Origin of the sequence: Erwinia sp. 9145, from assembly GCF_000745075.1 — a bacterium.
Lineage (GTDB): Bacteria > Pseudomonadota > Gammaproteobacteria > Enterobacterales > Enterobacteriaceae > Erwinia > Erwinia oleae.
The window spans coordinates 1,970,107-1,988,570 of record NZ_JQNE01000001.1 but is presented as its reverse complement, the minus strand read 5'-3'; the positions used below and the strand labels follow the sequence as shown (position 1 = coordinate 1,988,570).

The 18,464-nt window shown below is 53.7% G+C and carries 17 protein-coding genes and 1 other annotated feature (1 of these 18 running past the window's edge); of the genes, 12 read left to right on the top strand and 5 right to left on the bottom strand.

Features of this window, described 5'->3' with window-relative positions:
* Window positions 1–13: a sequence feature (Trp leader region), on the bottom strand; it reaches 86 nt to the left of the window's first position.
* A 156-nt stretch (window positions 14–169) separates the two neighbouring features.
* Together FA91_RS09665 and FA91_RS09660 are read left to right on the top strand one after the other, a co-directional pair.
* A complete protein-coding gene (locus FA91_RS09665; RefSeq protein WP_034915121.1) occupies window positions 170–1,060 on the top strand; it encodes a PHP domain-containing protein in 891 nt (296 codons plus the stop codon).
* 16 nt (window positions 1,061–1,076) lie between these two features.
* Complete coding sequence (locus FA91_RS09660) at window positions 1,077–1,697, top strand: L-threonylcarbamoyladenylate synthase (protein ID WP_034915120.1); 621 nt, start codon at window positions 1,077–1,079, stop codon at window positions 1,695–1,697.
* 57 nt (window positions 1,698–1,754) lie between these two features.
* Here the strand turns inward: FA91_RS09660 and FA91_RS09655 are convergent, their stop codons facing one another.
* Complete coding sequence (locus tag FA91_RS09655) at window positions 1,755–2,378, bottom strand: trypsin-like peptidase domain-containing protein (protein ID WP_034919178.1); 624 nt, start codon at window positions 2,376–2,378, stop codon at window positions 1,755–1,757.
* A 795-nt stretch (window positions 2,379–3,173) separates the two neighbouring features.
* Between FA91_RS09655 and rluB the strand changes: the two genes are divergently transcribed.
* Window positions 3,174–4,055 (top strand): 23S rRNA pseudouridine(2605) synthase RluB, encoded by an 882-nt coding sequence (gene rluB / locus FA91_RS09650; protein WP_034915117.1) that lies wholly within the window; start codon window positions 3,174–3,176, stop codon window positions 4,053–4,055.
* A gap of 26 nt (window positions 4,056–4,081) precedes the next feature.
* Here rluB and cobO read toward each other — a convergent pair whose 3' ends face one another.
* Window positions 4,082–4,672 (bottom strand): cob(I)yrinic acid a,c-diamide adenosyltransferase, encoded by a 591-nt coding sequence (gene cobO, locus FA91_RS09645; RefSeq protein WP_034915114.1) that lies wholly within the window; start codon window positions 4,670–4,672, stop codon window positions 4,082–4,084.
* Window positions 4,673–5,434: a YciK family oxidoreductase gene (locus FA91_RS09640; protein ID WP_034915113.1), complete on the bottom strand. Its 762-nt coding sequence runs from the start codon at window positions 5,432–5,434 to the stop codon at window positions 4,673–4,675.
* Window positions 5,435–5,613: 179 nt separating this feature from the next.
* Between FA91_RS09640 and sohB the strand changes: the two genes are divergently transcribed.
* The gene (sohB, locus tag FA91_RS09635; RefSeq protein WP_034915111.1) at window positions 5,614–6,663 is read left to right on the top strand and encodes a protease SohB; all 1,050 of its coding nucleotides are present in this window, start codon (window positions 5,614–5,616) and stop codon (window positions 6,661–6,663) included.
* 27 nt (window positions 6,664–6,690) lie between these two features.
* Here the strand turns inward: sohB and FA91_RS09630 are convergent, their stop codons facing one another.
* Window positions 6,691–6,939, bottom strand: a complete 249-nt coding sequence (locus FA91_RS09630) for a DUF2498 family protein (RefSeq protein WP_034915107.1) — start codon at window positions 6,937–6,939, stop codon at window positions 6,691–6,693.
* A 406-nt stretch (window positions 6,940–7,345) separates the two neighbouring features.
* Between FA91_RS09630 and topA the strand changes: the two genes are divergently transcribed.
* The 5 genes from topA (at window position 7,346) to acnA (ending at window position 15,046) form a co-directional block, all read left to right on the top strand.
* Entirely contained in the window at window positions 7,346–9,958 is a 2,613-nt protein-coding gene (gene topA / locus FA91_RS09625) for a type I DNA topoisomerase (protein WP_034915106.1), read from the top strand.
* A gap of 165 nt (window positions 9,959–10,123) precedes the next feature.
* A complete protein-coding gene (gene cysB, locus FA91_RS09620) occupies window positions 10,124–11,098 on the top strand; it encodes an HTH-type transcriptional regulator CysB (RefSeq protein ID WP_034915102.1) in 975 nt (324 codons plus the stop codon).
* A 503-nt stretch (window positions 11,099–11,601) separates the two neighbouring features.
* Complete coding sequence (locus FA91_RS20500) at window positions 11,602–11,760, top strand: YmiA family putative membrane protein (RefSeq protein WP_072016914.1); 159 nt, start codon at window positions 11,602–11,604, stop codon at window positions 11,758–11,760.
* A gap of 3 nt (window positions 11,761–11,763) precedes the next feature.
* A complete protein-coding gene (locus FA91_RS21005) occupies window positions 11,764–11,922 on the top strand; it encodes a hypothetical protein (RefSeq protein ID WP_156103071.1) in 159 nt (52 codons plus the stop codon).
* A 442-nt stretch (window positions 11,923–12,364) separates the two neighbouring features.
* Complete coding sequence (gene acnA / locus FA91_RS09615) at window positions 12,365–15,046, top strand: aconitate hydratase AcnA (RefSeq protein ID WP_034915098.1); 2,682 nt, start codon at window positions 12,365–12,367, stop codon at window positions 15,044–15,046.
* A gap of 40 nt (window positions 15,047–15,086) precedes the next feature.
* Here acnA and ribA read toward each other — a convergent pair whose 3' ends face one another.
* On the bottom strand, window positions 15,087–15,680 hold the full coding sequence (gene ribA, locus FA91_RS09610) for a GTP cyclohydrolase II (RefSeq protein WP_034915096.1): 594 nt from the start codon (window positions 15,678–15,680) through the stop codon (window positions 15,087–15,089).
* 205 nt (window positions 15,681–15,885) lie between these two features.
* Here ribA and pgpB point away from each other — a divergent pair, with 205 nt between their 5' ends.
* The 3 genes from pgpB to lapB all read left to right on the top strand — a co-directional run bounded on the left by pgpB (window position 15,886) and on the right by lapB (window position 18,275).
* Window positions 15,886–16,647, top strand: coding sequence for a phosphatidylglycerophosphatase B (gene pgpB / locus FA91_RS09605; RefSeq protein WP_034919176.1), 762 nt, complete (start codon window positions 15,886–15,888; stop codon window positions 16,645–16,647).
* Window positions 16,648–16,790: 143 nt separating this feature from the next.
* Complete coding sequence (locus FA91_RS09600; protein ID WP_034915095.1) at window positions 16,791–17,099, top strand: LapA family protein; 309 nt, start codon at window positions 16,791–16,793, stop codon at window positions 17,097–17,099.
* Between the two features lie 6 nt (window positions 17,100–17,105).
* Complete coding sequence (lapB, locus tag FA91_RS09595; RefSeq protein ID WP_034915092.1) at window positions 17,106–18,275, top strand: lipopolysaccharide assembly protein LapB; 1,170 nt, start codon at window positions 17,106–17,108, stop codon at window positions 18,273–18,275.
* The last annotated feature ends 189 nt before the right edge of the window (window positions 18,276–18,464 follow it).

Below are 18,464 nucleotides of genomic sequence, written 5' to 3'. Positions count from 1 at the left end.
GCCACCAACCTGTCATCATTCTGTTTTTGATAATCATGATTCAGATACCCTTGTGCGTGAACTTGCGTACTAGTTAACGGGTTCGCGGCAAAAAAGTCAATACTCTTTTTCCCTGCCAATGAAATCTGGTTATCATGCTGCGATATTTTCCGCTGCATCCGGAGTCGTTTTGGCTGAAACTTTCCCGTACAACCCTTTTCCGATCTACGACCTTCACAGCCATACGCGCGCGTCTGATGGCATGCTCACGCCGGATGAACTGGTAAACAGGGCGGTAGCACGCAGGGTGGGTGTGCTGGCGATAACCGATCATGACACCGTCGCCGGTATTGCGCCCGCGCGTCAGGCAATAGAAAAAGACGGGCTGCCTCTGCAACTGGTGGCTGGCGTGGAAATTTCCACCCTGTGGGAAAACCATGAAATTCATATTGTTGGTCTGGGCGTGGACGAACACCACCCTGATTTGACGGCTTTTTTGCACGAGCAGCATCAGCGGCGCATGGCGCGCGCAGAACTGATCGCCGAACGGCTGGAAAAAGCGCACATTCCCGGTGCGCTGGAAGGCGTACTGGCGCTGGCTGATGGGGGCGCGATAACCCGTGGCCACTTTGCCCGTTTTCTGGTGGCGCAGGGAAAGGCAGAAAATATTGCGCAGGTCTTTAAAAATTACCTCGCGCGCGGGAAAACCGGCTACGCGCCGCCGCAGTGGTGTACAATTAAACAAGCCATTGATGCTGTTCATCATTCTGGCGGGCGCAGCGTGCTGGCCCATCCCGGACGCTACGGATTGTCAGCGAAATGGCTGAAGCGCCTGGTCGCGCACTTCAGCGAAGAGGGCGGCGATGCAATGGAGGTGGCGCAGTGTCAGCAGCCACCGCATGAGCGCAGCCAACTGGCGCGTTATGCGCAGGATTATCACCTGGCCGCGTCGCAGGGTTCCGATTTTCATCAGGCCTGCCCGTGGATCGAACTGGGTAAAAACCTGTGGCTTCCGGGAGGCGTCGAGGCCGTCTGGCTCCGCTTTCCACATATTATTCAGGTTGCTGCGCCGCAGGCGTGACAGCCAGGAGTTTATAATGAGTCAATTTTTCTATATTCATCCCGAAAATCCGCAGCCGCGGCTGATTAAGCAGTCGGTTGAGATGCTGAATAAAGGCGGCGTGATCGTCTATCCAACCGATTCCGGTTACGCGTTGGGCTGTCGCCTGGAAGATAAAAGCGCCATGGAGCGCATTTGCCAGATCAGAAAGCTGGACGGCGATCACCACTTCACGCTGGTATGCCGCGACTTATCGGAGCTTTCTACCTACGCGCACGTCGATAATACCGCCTTCAGGCTGATAAAAAATAATACGCCGGGCAACTACACGTTTATTTTAAAAGCGACCAAAGAGGTGCCTCGCCGGTTAATGAACGAGAAGCGCAAAACTATCGGGCTGCGCGTTCCCTCCAATCCTGTTGCGCTGGCGCTGCTGAATGCGGTTAATGAGCCGATGATGTCCACATCATTGATTTTGCCAGGCAACGACTTTACCGAATCCGACCCGGAAGCCATTCAGGACGTAATTGGTAAACAGGTGGATTTAATTATTCACGGTGGCTATCTGGGGCAGCATCCCACCACCGTTATCGATCTGACGGACAATTCGCCGGTCGTGGTGAGAGAAGGGGCAGGAGATATCACCCCTTTTCTGTAATACGTTCCACCGCCGGAAGGCATCCGGCGGTATAAATGAACGTTACCCGCGTTATTATCAGGTGATCGATTTATTCAGCCATGATTTAAAATCACGATAAGGAATATAAAGCGAGACGTCTTTAAGCGGCGCGGGTGACGCTTTGTGCTGCCTGATTTCCGTGCTGAAACCGACAATCACTCCGCCAATAGTGTCATCATTATTATAAACCGCGCCGCCTGACATGCCTTTCACCACGCCGGCATTTGAGGCCATCGCCACGCAGGGACGTTTATTCCAGTCATTCCTGATACCGGTGAGTGCCAGATTAACGCCTGATGACTCCACCGGCATCGCGCTGATAAAGCTGTAGCCATACATTTTAACCGGCTCGCCAATTGCACCCTCACGGAATTTCGGCAGGGATTTCAGATCGTTTTTATGATAAATAATCGCCAGATCGCAATAGGGATGGTAAGCCTTCACGCGCTGTACGGAATATCTGGCCACGTGCGCCGCCGTAAGGCTGTAGTCAGCCGTCAGGGGAATACTGCTCCCCAGCGTGCCAATGCCCAAAATGGTGGGAATGCCGGTAAAATTCATATCGACACGATTCATTGCTTCGCTGCTGTACTGGTATTTTCCCACGGAGCAGCCGGTCAGCGTTAGCAATGCTAACGCTGAAAAAAGTTTGTTTTTCATCATCATTACGCTCAGTCGGTCACGTCGGTAAATCCCTGGTGAAGATTAATGACGTGGAATGCCGATGCTGATTCGGGATCAGCGTTTTTATCGGAGCGATGCTCCGGGGTTATTTAATTAAAAAAACACTAAAGTTTTTATTTATGGTCGAACTGATATTTATATTTTATTAGCGAAGTTTCTCCGCCTTAAATAAAGTTTATATGAGTCACTAAAGAGATCAATTGCCAATGCAGCGTTTTCATTTAAAGTGGCATTCATCGGCTGTTAACTCAATCCACTACCTGAAGCGGGTGGAAGATTTGCGTTAATGCCGCCGATTAGCGAAGGATCTTATGCAAATACCAGCATAAAATTAAAGAGAGGGAAGGGATTCAGGCGGATCGTTCTGGTACTTATCGCAAATATTTTAATCATTCACTTTATTATTTTTTATTAATCACGGCCCGGCAAATCGCAGCAATTGATATCAGCAATCATTATTTATTTTTTAAGTGGCGCAGTTAAGCGGGATTAAACCTTTTCTTCCCGAAGATGCCAGGAAAATAAGAGGCAACAATATAACGTGCGTTATACACAGGTGTTTATAACCATGTAACAGACCTCTCTCTGCTGCTCTCATTACGATGTGACGTTTAGCCGGTCGAAAAGTACGGCATGTTAACGTTGATAAACAGGGTTACAGCCAGGCGGAAAGTCTGTATAATAGCAGCGCGGTTACATATTAAGTTATTGAAAATAAAAGATATTTTGTTTTCACCATGACGCCTGGGAAGGCGACAAAGAGGGTGCTCTATGAGCGAAAAGTTACAGAAAGTGTTAGCGCGCGCCGGACATGGCTCCCGCCGCGAAATCGAAGCAATGATCTCCGCCGGACGCATCAGCGTCGATGGCAAACTGGCCACGCTGGGCGACCGCGTCGAGCCAAATAAAACGTTAAAAATCCGTATTGATGGTCATCTGGTTTCCGTTACTGAATCAACCGCAGAAATCTGCCGCGTGCTGGCGTATTACAAGCCAGAGGGTGAGCTCTGCACGCGTAACGATCCCGAAGGTCGTCCAACCGTTTTCGATCGCCTGCCTAAACTGCGCGGCGCGCGCTGGATTGCCGTAGGGCGTCTGGACGTGAATACCTGCGGTTTACTGCTCTTTACGACCGATGGCGAACTGGCTAACCGCCTGATGCATCCCAGCCGCGAAGTGGAACGGGAATATGCCGTGCGGGTATTTGGTCAGGTCGATGAGGAGAAGCTCAGGCAACTGAGCCGAGGCGTGCAGCTTGAAGACGGCCCGGCCTCGTTCAAGACGCTGAAATTTACCGGCGGCGAAGGCATTAACCAGTGGTACAGCGCGACGTTGACCGAAGGCCGTAATCGTGAAGTGCGACGGCTGTGGGAATCCGTGGGTGTGCAGGTCAGCCGTCTGATCCGCACGCGCTATGGCGACATCACGCTGCCGAAAGGTCTGCCGCGCGGCGGCTGGACCGAGCTTGAGCTGGCGCCGGTTAACTACCTGCGCCAGCTGGTGGGGCTGGCGCCGGAAACCGCCACGAAAGTGGCGGTTGAGAAAGATCGCCGCCGCACCAAGGCGAATCAGATCCGCCGGGCGGTTAAGCGTCACACTCAGGTCAGCGGTAGCCGCCGTCCGGCAGGTAAGCCTGCGGGTAAACGCGGTTAGTGAAAAAGGCGAGCGATCGCCTTTTTTTACCAGTCGATGCCTTGCTGAGCCTGAATGCCTGCGTCAAAAGCATGTTTGAGCGGGCGCATTTCAGTCACCGTGTCCGCCATGGCGAGAATATCGCGATGGCAACCCCGACCGGTCACGATCACGCTCTGCTGCGGCGGCCGGTTCGCCAGCGCCGTCAGCACCTCTTCCAGCGGCAGATAGTCAAAACTCACCATATAGGTCAGTTCATCGAGGATCACCAAATCCAGCGTGTCGTCCTGTAGCATCCGTCTGCCATGCTGCCAGACCTGAAGGCAGGCTGCGGTGTCACTTTCACGGTTCTGGGTGTCCCAGGTAAAACCGGTTGCCATGACCTGAAACTCAACGCCATGCGGCTCCAGCAGGTTACGCTCGCCGTTGGGCCACTCTCCTTTGATGAACTGAATGACGCCTGCCCGCCGCTGATGGCCTACCGCGCGCGCCGCCGTACCAAAAGCAGCAGTGGTTTTACCCTTGCCGTTGCCGGTGAACACCATCAGAATGCCGCGCGCCACGGTCGCGGCGGCAATGCGCGCATCCACTTTTTCCTTAAGCCGTTGCTGACGCTGGCGGTGACGCTCGTCGGCCATTTATTGCGCCGCTCCCGGTTTGCGTTTCGGCTGTGCGTCAAAGCTGCCGCCGGTAGTGTCGCGACTGTCATCGCCCATCAGCCACAGGTAGAGCGGCATGATATCGGCGGGCGTTTTCAGCTTGTTTGCGTCCTCCTGCGGGAAAGCGCTGGCGCGCATTTTCGTCCGCGTTCCGCCCGGATTGATGCAGTTTACCCGCAGAGAAGTGTCGGCATACTCTTCGGCAAGCACCTGCATCAGGCCTTCGGTGGCAAACTTGGAGACGGCGTAAGCGCCCCAGCCGGCACGGCCCTGACGACCCACGCTGGAACTGGTGAATATCAGTGAGGCGGAAGGCGATTTCAGCAGCAGCGGCAGCAGCGCCTGAGTGAGAAAAAAGGTGGCGTCAACGTTAACGCGCATCACATCCTGCCAGACTTGCGGTGCCAGCTCAGCGACTGGCGTAATGTCGCCCAGCAGGCCCGCATTATGCAGCACGCCATCAAGACGCGGCGCCTGGCGCGCAATCTCTGCGGCAAGCTGCTGGCAGCGCTCGGGTGTGGCCTGCATCATATCAAGCACAAAAACGGCGGCAGGGGCTGCGCCGCTTGCGGCGATGTCATCGGCAACCCGCTGAAGTTTCTCCGCGTTGCGTCCCAGCAGCAGCAGGCGCGCGCCGTGGCGGGCAAAGGTAAGCGCTGCCTCGCGCCCGATGCCGTCGCTGGCACCGGTAACCAGCACGATACGATCGTTCAGCAGATTGAGTTCAGGTTGATATTCCACACGTTGCTCCCTGGTGAGGCGGCTGACCCGCCGTGAGTCATAAGCCGAAAACAGTAAAATGTAGCCTGTTTCCCGCCAGGGTGTAAACCGTGCTCTCTCCACAGGATAGACGCGACGTGATGAAGCGAGTCGGCTACACTGGCAGGATCAATACCAGGAAGTTAAATAAGGCGGAATGAGTGGAATTACTCTTTTATTATGGTTTATTTTTGGCCAAAACGGTCACCGTTGTGGTCGCTATTGCGATCGTTGTTATGTTGATTGCCAACCTTGCTATGCGCAAACGCAGCCAGACCGGGCGCCTTAAACTGACCGATCTCAGCGAAAGCTATAAAGAGATGAAAGACGAGATGATGCTTGCGCACATGAAGCATCACGATCGGAAACAGTGGCATAAAGAGCAGAAAAAGAGAGACAAAGCCGTGGCGAAGGCGGCGAAGCTTCAGGCAAAGCAGGGGGTGAAAACCGAAAGCAGCACGCCAACGCTCTATGTGATGGACTTCAAAGGCAGCATGGACGCGCATGAAGTGAATTCGCTACGCGAAGAGATTTCTGCGGTTCTGGCCGTCGCCAGAGAGCAGGATGAAGTGCTGCTGCGCCTGGAAAGCCCTGGCGGCGTGGTGCATGGCTATGGTCTGGCGGCCTCGCAGCTTCAACGCCTGCGGCAGAAGGGGATTCGGCTGACCGTCGCGGTGGACAAAGTGGCTGCCAGCGGCGGCTACATGATGGCCTGCGTGGCGGATCGCATTGTCGCTGCGCCTTTTTCAATCATTGGCTCTATTGGCGTTGTGGCGCAAATCCCTAACTTCAACCGCCTGCTAAAGCGTAATGAGATAGACGTGGAGCTGCATACGGCAGGGGAATATAAGCGCACGCTGACGCTGTTTGGGGAAAACACCGAGCAGGGCCGTGAGAAATTTCGTGAAGACCTTAACGAAACTCATCAGCTGTTTAAGCAGTTTGTGCATCAGATGCGGCCGGTGCTGGACATGGATCAGGTCGCTACCGGCGAGCACTGGTTTGGCAGCCAGGCGCTGGAGAAAAAGTTAATTGATGCCATTGGCACCAGCGACGATCTGATTATCGATCGCATCAGCAGTCATAAAGTGATCAATGTGCGCTACTTGCAGCGTAAAAAGGTTATCGATCGTTTCACCCAAAGCGCGGCAAGCAGCGCCGAACGGCTGTTGCTTAAGCTGTGGCAACGGGGCGACAAGCCGCTGTTGTAACGCTCCTGACGCCCGCGCTGGCGGGCGTCACTGTTGCAGGTGATAGCGGGAGGAAAGCGTCACCGCCAGAAATTTAAACACGTTAAACACCGCCGTACTTTTCTCCGTTGGCAGCCCGTTGGCATCCAGAAAATAGTCGCCACGAAAAACAATAATGTCGCCATTCTGCTCAACGTCCGTTGCCGCCATGCCGTCAAAAAACTGTTCATGTCCTGTAATAATTTCATTCGCTTTAAGCAGCAGCGCTTCGCGATCGATAGCTTCTGTCTTATTCACGGCATTCTCTCCTTTATAGTACGTGTGCGGCGTGTATCTTACGTCCGCGCTCTGAAAAAAAACAAGACGCCGGGCTCAAGATGGAAGATTGCTCTTTTTATTGTGCGCTGTGGCAGAAATTACCGCCAGATGCTAATTAAGTTGCTTAACAGATTTTATCAGGTAGAGTGTGGGCGTTTCATGTTCCGGGCGTAAATATGACGTTACGCTTCAGAAGGAATGCGGATAGCAGATTGTAAAAGGTGCCGTTAATCAGCAGGTTGGCGTTATGACCAGCAGGGGCTGAAGGCGCTGGCACAGCCGGGTTGATGTTTTGCTTCCTGGCCGCCATATCACAACGCGGCGCGATTGCCTCAGGGCAAACGGCACATTTACACTCGGATGTATCAATCAGGTAAAGGTAAATATGGGCAAAGCTCTCGTAATAGTTGAGTCCCCGGCAAAGGCCAAAACAATCAATAAATACCTTGGAAATGACTACGTGGTGAAATCCAGCGTCGGTCATATCCGTGATTTGCCGACCAGTGGTTCAACGGTTAAAAAGAGCGCTGACTCTACAACCAGTAAAACAAAAACGAAGGTCAAAAAAGACGAGAAGGCGGCGCTGGTCAACCGGATGGGCGTCGATCCCTGGCATGGCTGGGAGGCGGACTATCAAATCCTTCCCGGTAAAGAGAAGGTTGTTGCCGAACTGAAATCGCTGGCGCAAAACGCCGATCACATCTATCTCGCCACCGACCTTGACCGCGAAGGGGAAGCCATTGCCTGGCACCTGCGGGAAGTGATTGGCGGTGATGACTCGCGTTTCAGCCGCGTGGTGTTTAACGAGATAACAAAAAATGCCATTCGTCAGGCGTTCGATAAGCCGGGCGAACTGAATATTGACCGCGTCAATGCGCAGCAGGCACGTCGGTTTATGGATCGCGTGGTTGGCTACATGGTTTCGCCGCTGCTGTGGAAGAAAGTGGCCCGCGGTCTGTCGGCGGGGCGCGTTCAGTCCGTTGCCGTGCGGCTGGTGGTAGAGCGCGAGCGCGAAATCAAAGCGTTTGTCCCGGAAGAGTACTGGGAGCTGCACGCTGACCTGAACACCGCGAAAGGCATCGCGCTGCCAATGGAAGTGACGCATCAGGGCGAGAAACCCTTCCGACCGGTCAACGGCGAACAGACGCACTCAGCGGTCAGCCTGCTTGAGAAAGCGAAGTACGTGGTGGCGGATCGGGAAGACAAGCCCACCAGCAGCAAGCCTGGCGCGCCTTTTATTACCTCCACGTTGCAGCAGGCAGCCAGCACGCGCCTGGGTTTTGGCGTGAAGAAAACGATGATGATGGCGCAGCGGCTCTATGAAGCGGGCCACATCACCTATATGCGTACCGATTCCACCAACCTCAGTCAGGACGCCATCGGCATGGTGCGCGGCTACATTGAAGACGAGTTTGGCGGCAAATATCTGCCGAAAGCGGCAAACGTCTACACCAGTAAAGATAATTCGCAGGAAGCGCATGAAGCGATTCGACCTTCGGATGTGGGCGTGCTTTCTGAACATCTGAAAGATATGGAAACGGACGCGCAAAAACTCTATCAGCTGATCTGGCGCCAGTTCGTGGCCTGCCAGATGATGCCTGCGCAGTATGACTCGACCACGCTGACCGTGACGGCGGGAGATTTTAAACTTAAGGCGCGCGGTCGCACGCTGCGTTTTGATGGCTGGACGAAGGTGATGCCTGCGCTGCGTAAAGGCGATGAGGATCGCACGCTGCCGCAGGTTGACGTGGGCGAAACGCTTACGCTTGTGCAGCTCAACCCAAGCCAGCACTTTACCAAGCCGCCGGCGCGCTTCAGTGAAGCCTCGCTGGTACGCGAGCTGGAAAAACGCGGCATCGGTCGTCCGTCCACCTATGCGTCGATTATTTCCACGATTCAGGATCGCGGCTACGTTCGCGTTGAAAGCCGCCGCTTTTATGCGGAAAAAATGGGCGAAATTGTTACCGATCGGCTGGAAAACAACTTCCGCGAGCTGATGAACTACGATTTCACCGCGCACATGGAAAGCAGCCTCGATCAGGTTGCGAATAACCAGGCGAAATGGAAAGCGGTACTGGATACGTTTTTTAGCGACTTCAGCCAGCAGTTGGAAATCGCGGACAAAGATCCGGAAGAGGGCGGCATGCCGCCTAACCAGATGATCCTGACCGATATTGACTGCCCGACCTGCGGACGCAAAATGGGTATTCGCACCGCCAGCACCGGCGTGTTTCTGGGCTGTTCCGGCTACGCGTTGCCGCCGAAAGAGCGCTGTAAGCAAACCATCAATCTGATCCCTGAAAATGAAGTGCTCAACATCCTTGAGGGTGATGACGCGGAAACCAATGCCCTGCGCGCGCGGCGCCGTTGTAGCAAGTGCGGCACGGCGATGGACAGCTATCTGATTGATAATACGCGAAAAATTCATGTGTGCGGTAATAACCCCTCCTGCGATGGCTATGAAATCGAGCAGGGCGAGTTCCGTATCAAGGGCTATGACGGGCCGGTCGTTGAGTGTGAAAAGTGTGGTTCTGAGATGCACCTGAAAATGGGGCGTTTCGGTAAGTACATGGCCTGCACCAACGATGAGTGCAAAAATACCCGGAAAATTCTGCGAAACGGCGATGTGGCGCCGCCGAAAGAAGATCCGGTGCCGCTGCCTGAGCTGCCGTGCGAGAAGTCGGACGCGTACTTTGTGCTGCGCGACGGCGCGGCGGGTGTTTTCCTTGCGGCCAATACTTTCCCCAAATCCAGGGAAACGCGCGCGCCGCTGGTGGAAGAGCTTCAGCGCTTCAGCGATCGTCTGCCGGAAAAACTGCGTTATCTTGCGGATGCGCCCGCTGCCGATGAAGATGGCAACAAAAGCGTGGTGCGTTACAGCCGTAAGACCAAACAGCAGTATGTCAGCACCGAGAAAGACGGTAAAGCAACCGGCTGGTCGGCATTCTATGCCGATGGCAAATGGAGCGTCACAACCAAAGGCTCCGCGAAGAAATAACCCTCAGGGCCAGCATGCTGGCCCTTTTTTCTGCTGCTCCGCTGCGCTATACATCTTTTTCGTATTTGATATAATTGTTATTAATACTCCTTTCTTTATTATCAAATCGTATTACGCGCGGGGCGAACTCCCTGCTCCTGAAGACTATCCTGGACGGAACGATCGATGAAATTGCAGCAGCTGCGTTATATCGTTGAAGTGGTTAACCATAACCTTAATGTGTCTTCGACGGCAGAAGGGCTTTATACGTCCCAGCCCGGCATCAGTAAGCAGGTTCGTATGCTGGAGGATGAGCTGGGCATCCAGATTTTTGCCCGCAGCGGCAAGCATTTAACGCAGGTGACACCAGCAGGCCAGGAAATTATTCGTATCGCGCGCGAAGTGCTGTCGAAGGTGGATGCCATCAAATCCGTAGCGGGTGAGCATACCTGGCCGGATAAAGGCTCGTTGTACGTCGCCACCACGCACACTCAGGCACGCTATGCGCTGCCAAACGTGATTAAAGGCTTTATTGAGCGTTACCCGCGCGTTTCGTTGCATATGCATCAGGGCTCGCCCACGCAGATTGCCGAGGCGGTATCGAAGGGGAATGCGGATTTCGCGATTGCCACCGAAGCGCTGCATCTTTATGACGATCTCATCATGCTGCCTTGTTACCACTGGAATCGCGCGATTGTCGTGACGCCTGATCATCCGCTGGCGGGCAAGGAGAAAGTGTCGATTGAAGAGCTGGCAGAGTATCCGCTGGTGACCTATACGTTCGGTTTCACCGGCCGTTCCGAACTGGATACGGCGTTCAATCGTGCCGGGCTGGCGCCGCGCATTGTGTTTACCGCGACCGATGCCGACGTCATCAAAACCTACGTCCGTCTTGGGCTGGGAGTGGGCGTTATTGCCAGTATGGCCGTCGATCCTGTTTCTGACCCGGATTTAGTGCGCATTGAAGCAACGGATGTTTTCAGTTTCAGCACCACCAAAATCGGCTTCCGTCGCAGCACCTTCCTGCGTAGCTATATGTATGACTTCATCCAGCGGTTCGCGCCCCATTTGACGCGTGACGTGGTGGATGCCGCCGTCGGCTTACGCTCTAACGAAGACATCGAGGCGATGTTTAAAGACATTAAATTACCGGCGAAATAGTCTCCGAAGTGAATATTTGCCTTATGTCAAGCGGGACGCACATTGTGCGTCCTTTTTTTGACTGGCCCTTATGTCAAACCTGACGATAAAAGTTTTAGAAATTTTCAGTTAATAAAACATGAATCACATGTTTTCTCATTGTTGTTACTTAAATGAGAAACAGCACACATTTTTTACGATCTGACTTTGCGTAACGCCAGGATGATTCTCATACTCTGGTTAAGGAGTCATTGAGAGAGGCGTAACATAAGGGCTGATGAAATAACTTCCAGTAATGATTGGATCTTAAGTAAGGTTTTCCCAGGTAAATTTTACTTAATTCTCATTTAATTGACTTAAGTTTAATTAAAGCCTGCCGATAATGTTTATGTGATTCGATAAATCCAATTAATCGTACGGCGCAACAAAAATTACTGGATTTTGCTTCATAAAATGTTTAGGATTCATCCTAATTTCTGATTGCTTCAAACAATCGTTTTCAATGAGAGTGATTATCAAAAACTATGGCTACCAGACTATCTGTACAACCCGGCTTCGGGCATAAAACCATCAAGGTTCAGCGTACCAGCAATCTGAAACGCAGAGCCTGGTTAGCGGTCTTCACTGGCTCAGCGGTATTTTGGATTGCTGCTGCTCTGATGATTTGGCGTATATGGGGTTAAGCGATGCAACCACAGACTCACGATCAGAAACTGCGACAGAGCAGTAAATCGGGCAAGCACTATTACCAGGCGAAAGCTAAAGCTGATGTGACTATTCCGCCATCGTGGGAACTGAATGAGCTTCAGCGCAATTTTATTGAATCGATGATCGAAAAAAAGTAATGTGCAGTGCCTTTTCAACCGTTCCAGGTTGAAAATTAATAAAAAAAACAGATTCGCTTATTTACCCGACTTGAGGGTAGGCCACATTGTGACCTGAATACCGAAATATTTATTTACGCAATTATATTGCGCATTTATTTCACAGCCAGCTTGCGGAGGTAAAATATGAATTTAACTCAAATGACGTGGGTTAGTACCTGGACCTTTTCCGCACTGTTCTGGACAAGCCTGCTCTGGCTTGGCATGATGATGCATTAATCGCGTCCGACTTAATAAATTTTAAACGCCCTGCGGTGTCAACCGCGGGGCGTTTTGCATTTCCGATTATTAAAATAGTTGTCGTTTTGTGTTGTTATCAAAACGTTACCTCTTGTGTGTACTATGTTTAAATCAGACCATGTATTTGATCGGGTTATGATAAAAATGAGACACAGGAGGAGTAATGTCTTCTACCCTACATTCACACGTTAAAAATTCTCTTAATGTCGGTGAGCAACAGTATCACTATTTCAGCCTGCCGGCGGCGGCGGACGAGCTGGGCGACCTTTCCCGTCTGCCTAAGTCCCTAAAAGTGCTTATGGAAAATCTCTTGCGCTGGCAGGATGGCGATACGGTAACGCTTGATGATATCAAAGCATTAGCGGGCTGGCTTGAACACGCGCACGCGGATCGGGAGATTGCCTATCGTCCCGCGCGCGTACTGATGCAGGATTTTACCGGCGTCCCGGCGGTGGTCGATCTCGCCGCCATGCGCGAGGCGGTAACGCGTCTCGGCGGTAACGTGTCAAAGGTCAATCCGCTGTCGCCGGTCGATCTGGTTATCGACCACTCGGTAACCGTTGACCATTTTGGCGATGACGATGCTTTCGAAGAAAACGTGCGGCTGGAGATGGAACGAAATCACGAGCGCTACGTCTTTCTGCGTTGGGGACAAAAGGCCTTTGATAAATTCAGCGTGGTGCCGCCCGGCACCGGCATCTGTCATCAGGTCAATCTTGAATACCTTGGCAAGTCCGTCTGGCATGAAAACCTCAATGGCGAAGAGATCGCCTATCCCGATACCTTAGTGGGTACCGACTCGCACACCACCATGATTAACGCGCTGGGCGTGCTTGGCTGGGGTGTGGGTGGCATAGAGGCGGAAGCCGCCATGCTGGGCCAGCCGGTCTCGATGCTGATCCCGGACGTGGTGGGTTTCAAGCTCACCGGCAAACTGAAACCGGGCATCACCGCCACCGATTTGGTATTGACGGTGACGCAGATGCTGCGTAAGCACGGCGTGGTGGGCAAATTCGTGGAGTTTTACGGCGACGGTCTCGACGACCTGCCGCTGGCCGATCGTGCGACCATTGCCAATATGGCGCCCGAATATGGCGCGACCTGCGGCTTTTTCCCCGTCGATGATGTTACCGTCAGTTATATGTCCCTGACCGGACGGAGCAGCGAGCAGGTTGCGCTGGTGGAAGCCTATGCGAAAGCGCAGGGATTATGGCGCAACACCGGTGACGAACCGGTATTTACCAGTTCGCTGGCGCTGGATATGGGCGACGTCGAGGCCAGCATCGCCGGGCCGAAACGCCCGCAGGATCGCGTCGCGCTGGGCGATGCGCCGCGTGCCTTCCAGGCCAGCAACGAGCTGGAGGTCAATCAGGCGAAAAAACAGCATCAGTCAGTGGATTACACCGATGCCAAAACCGGTCGCGCCGAGAAGCTGGAAGACGGCGCGGTAGTGATCGCTGCTATCACCTCCTGCACCAACACGTCCAATGCCAGCGTGCTGATGGCTGCGGGCCTGTTGGCGAAGAAGGCCGTCACGCTCGGCCTGAAGCGCCAGCCATGGGTGAAGGCTTCGCTGGCGCCTGGCTCGAAAGTGGTTTCAGATTATCTGGCCGCCGCGCGGCTGACGCCCTGGCTTGACAAGCTCGGCTTCAACCTGGTGGGCTACGGTTGTACTACCTGTATCGGTAACTCCGGGCCGCTGCCTGATGCCATTGAAGGGGCTATTAAGCAGGGCGATCTGACCGTTGGCGCAGTGCTCTCCGGTAACCGCAATTTTGAAGGCCGCATTCATCCTTTCGTGAAAACCAACTGGCTGGCGTCGCCGCCGCTGGTGGTGGCTTACGCACTTGCGGGCAATATGAACATCAATTTGCAAAGCGATCCGCTGGGAACCGACACAACCGGCAAGCCGGTTTATCTGAAGGATATCTGGCCGAGTCCGGAAGAGATTGCCGAGGCGGTACAGCTTGTCTCCACCGAGATGTTTCATAAAGAGTATGCCGAAGTGTTCGAAGGTACGCCCGACTGGCAGCAAATCAGCGTCAGCGAAGCCGCTACCTACGACTGGGATGAAGGCTCAACCTATATTCGTCTGTCGCCTTTTTTCGATACGATGGAAAAAGAGCCGGCGCCCGTTCAGGACATCAAAGGCGCGCGCGTACTGGCGATCCTGGGCGACTCCGTCACCACCGACCATATTTCACCGGCGGGCAGCATCAAAGCCGAAAGTCCGGCGGGACGCTACCTGCTGGCGCACGGCGTGGAGCGCAACGATTTTAACTCGTACGGCTCGCGTCGCGGCAATCATGAAGTGATGATGCGCGGCACCTTTGCCAATATTCGTATTCGAAACGAAATGGTGCCCGGCGTGGAAGGGGGCGTTACGCGTCTGATCCCCGGTAACGAGCAGATGGCGATTTATGACGCTGCGATGAAATATCAGCAGCAGTCTGTGCCGCTGGCGGTGATTGCCGGTAAAGAGTACGGTTCCGGCTCCAGCCGCGACTGGGCGGCAAAAGGGCCGCGCCTGCTGGGCGTGCGCGTGGTGATTGCCGAGTCGTTCGAACGTATTCACCGTTCCAATCTGATTGGCATGGGGATTTTACCACTGGAATTTCCGCAGGGCGTCACGCGTAAAACGCTTAAACTCACCGGTGATGAAATCATTGACGTGGAAAACCTGACGCAAATCACCCCGGGCGGCATCGTCAAGGTTACTCTTACCGGTATCGACGGCCAGAGCGTGACGCTGGATGCACGCTGTCGCATTGACACGGGAAATGAGCTGACCTACTACAAAAATGATGGCATCCTGCACTATGTCATACGTAATATGCTCGATTAAGAAATAAGAAGAAGTAAGGGACGCCTCAGCGTCCCTTTTTTTACTCTTTATTCAGCAGATGGCCCATTTTAGCCGCTTTGGTATCCAGGTAGTGCGCGTTCTCCGGGTTGCGACCGACAATTAACGGCACGCGCTCCACAATGTTGATCCCCGCTTCGCTGAGAATTTCAACCTTACGTGGATTATTGGTCAACAGCCGAACCTCGTTAACGCCAAGCAGCTTGAACATGTCGGCGCAGAGGGTGAAGTCGCGCTCGTCGGCCGCAAAGCCGAGCTGATGATTGGCTTCTACCGTATCATAACCCTTATCCTGCAATGCATAGGCGCGGATCTTATTCAGCAGGCCGATGTTGCGTCCTTCCTGGCGATGGTAGAGCAGCACGCCGCGCTGCTCTTCGGCAATATGATTCAGCGCCGCTTCCAGCTGAAAACCGCAGTCGCAGCGCAGGCTGAACAGCGCATCGCCGGTCAGGCATTCGGAATGCACGCGCGCCAGAACCGGCTCGCTGTTGGTAATATCACCAAAAACCAGTGCGACATGATCCTGGCCCGTCGCCAGTTCCTCGAAACCCACCATCAGGAAATCTCCCCATGGCGTTGGCAGTTTTGCTTCTGCCACCCTTTTAAGCTGCATGTGACTCTCCGAACCTTATGTTGCGCTATCCTCATGGTAGCGCGCTTTCACTAAAGCGATCCGGCCATTTTGCCACAATCATGGCCGGGAAGGTTAATGCCTTAGCGCTATTGCTATAATAGTGCGCGGTTACCGCACTGTGCAGCAGTATGTTATTATTTTTCATCATTTTAATGACGATAATTGTTTTAAGGCCTGGCTACCTATGTTTGATATCGCTAAACGTACTACCCTCGGTGCGCTGTTGTTGCTCCTGATGCCTGCCGCCGTATGGATTTCTGGCTGGCAGTGGCAACCCGCCGAATCAGGTTTTGGCCTTAAGATGCTGTTCTGGCTGACCGAAACCGTCACCAGCCCGTGGGGCGCGGTGACCAGCGCAGTTCTCTGCCTGTGGTTTTTATGGTGCCTGCGTTATCGGCTGAAGCCCGCGCTGATGTTGCTTTGTATCGTGGCGGTCGCGCTACTGGCCGGACAGTACACCAAAAGTTTTATTAAAGAGCAGGTTCAGGAGCCACGTCCCTATGTTCTCTGGCTGGAAAAATCACAGGGGCTTGATCAGAAAACTTTTTACGAACTGAAACGCAAGCAGCGCAGCAAGATGGTGCAGGAAGCGATCCGGGAAGATACGCTGTTGCCGACCTGGCTGAAAAAACATTGGGAGTTTGAAACCGGCTATGCTTTTCCCTCCGGGCATACCATGTTCGCCGCCAGCTGGGCGCTGCTGGCTATCGGCCTGCTGTGGCCGCGTCGTCGGCTGGTTACCGTTGTATTACTGATGGCCTGGGCAATTGGCGTGATGGCCAGCCGTCTGGTGTTAGGGATGCACTGGCCACGCGATTTGATCACCTCCACATTGATCAGTTGGGTGCTGGTCACGCTGGCAACCTGGCTGGTGCAGCGTTGGTGCGGGCCGCTGACCGTGCCGCCTGAGGAGCATAAAGAGATCGAGGAGCGCGAACAGTCGTGATTGTTTTTCGTGGTTCTGACCCCATAACATAATGATGGCAACGATATTTTCGCCGTCCCGCTTGCTGCTGCTGTATCAGACAAGCAACAGAACTTTTTTTTTGGCATAATTCATCTGGTTAACATCAGACTAAGGGATGGACTGTGAAATATTTGCTGATTTTCTTACTGCTATTAGTCATTTTTATCGTCTCTGTTACGCTCGGCGCGCATAACGACCAGGTCGTCACCTTTAACTATCTGCTGGCGCAGGGTGAATACCGCGTTTCCACACTGCTGGCAACGCTTTTTGCTGCGGGTTTCCTGCTTGGCTGGGCAATCTGTGGCCTTTTCTGGCTGCGCGTTCGCGTCTCTCTGGCACACTCACAGCGTAAACTGAAACGCCTTCAGCAACAGTTGGGGCAAAGCGATGAAGCGGCTGGCGCCTCCGCCGTTGTGGTCGTTAAGGAATAAACGCGCATGTTAGAACTGCTGTTTCTGTTATTACCCGTTGCCGCTGCCTATGGCTGGTATATGGGGCGCAGGAGTGCGCAGCAGGATAAGCAACAGGAGGCCAGTCGGCTTTCCCGCGATTACGTGGCGGGCGTTAACTTTCTTCTCTCTAATCAGCAGGATAAAGCAGTCGATCTGTTTCTCGACATGTTAAAAGAGGACAGCGGCACCGTTGAAGCGCATCTGACGCTGGGCAATCTGTTTCGCTCGCGCGGCGAAGTGGACAGGGCGATCCGCATCCATCAGGCTTTGATGGAGAGTGCATCGCTGACGCTGGATCAGCGACTGCTGGCGGTGCAGCAGCTTGGGCGTGACTATATGGCGGCCGGGTTTTACGATCGCGCCGAAGAGATGTTCAGCCAGCTGGTTGATGAAACGGATTTTCGCGTCAGTTCTCTTCAACAGCTTCTCCTCATCCATCAGGCCACCAGCGACTGGCCGAAAGCGATTGACGTTGCCGAACGTCTGGTCAAACTCGGCAAAGAGAAGCAGCGGATGGAGATCGCCCACTTCTATTGTGAACTGGCGCTTCAGGCAATGGGCAGCGACGATCTCGACAGAGCGATGAGCCTGCTGAAAAAAGGCGAATCAGCCGATCGTCAAAGCGCGCGCGTATCAATCATGATGGGCCGCATTCACATGGCGAAGGGTGAATACGGTAAAGCGGTGGGGCACCTGCAACGCGTGATTGAGCAGGATAAGGAGCTGGTCAGCGAAACGCTGGAGATGCTGGAAACCTGTTTTCAGCGGCTCAATCAGCCCGAAGCGTGGGCGGAATACCTCAAGCGATGCGTTGAAGAAAATACCGGCGCGGCGGCCGAGCTTTATCTTTCCGATATCATTGAGCGGGCGGAAGGCGGTGAGGTGGCGCAGATCTATATCAATCGCCAGCTTCAACGTCATCCCACCATGCGGGTGTTTCATCGTCTGATGGATTATCACCTTTATGAAGCGGAAGACGGCAGGGCAAAAGAGAGCCTGATGGTGCTGCGCGATATGGTAGGCGAGCAGATCCGCACCAAGCCACGCTATCGCTGTAATAAGTGCGGATTTACCGCGCACGCGCTTTACTGGCATTGCCCGTCATGCCGCGCCTGGTCCTCCGTGAAGCCGATTCGGGGCCTTGACGGCCAGTAAATACGTCGGCCTGCGTGGAACAGACTTTTGATTTTTAGTTACAACATACTAATGCTTTTTTCTATTTTCAGCGGCAACGGCGTCTGCTGTAGGTAAATGTCAGGCAGGAAAACGGTGACTTTTCTGGTCGCACAGGTAAAATGCCAGCCGTTTAACTTTCGCGCCGCGCGGTGCTTCACTCTGAGGACA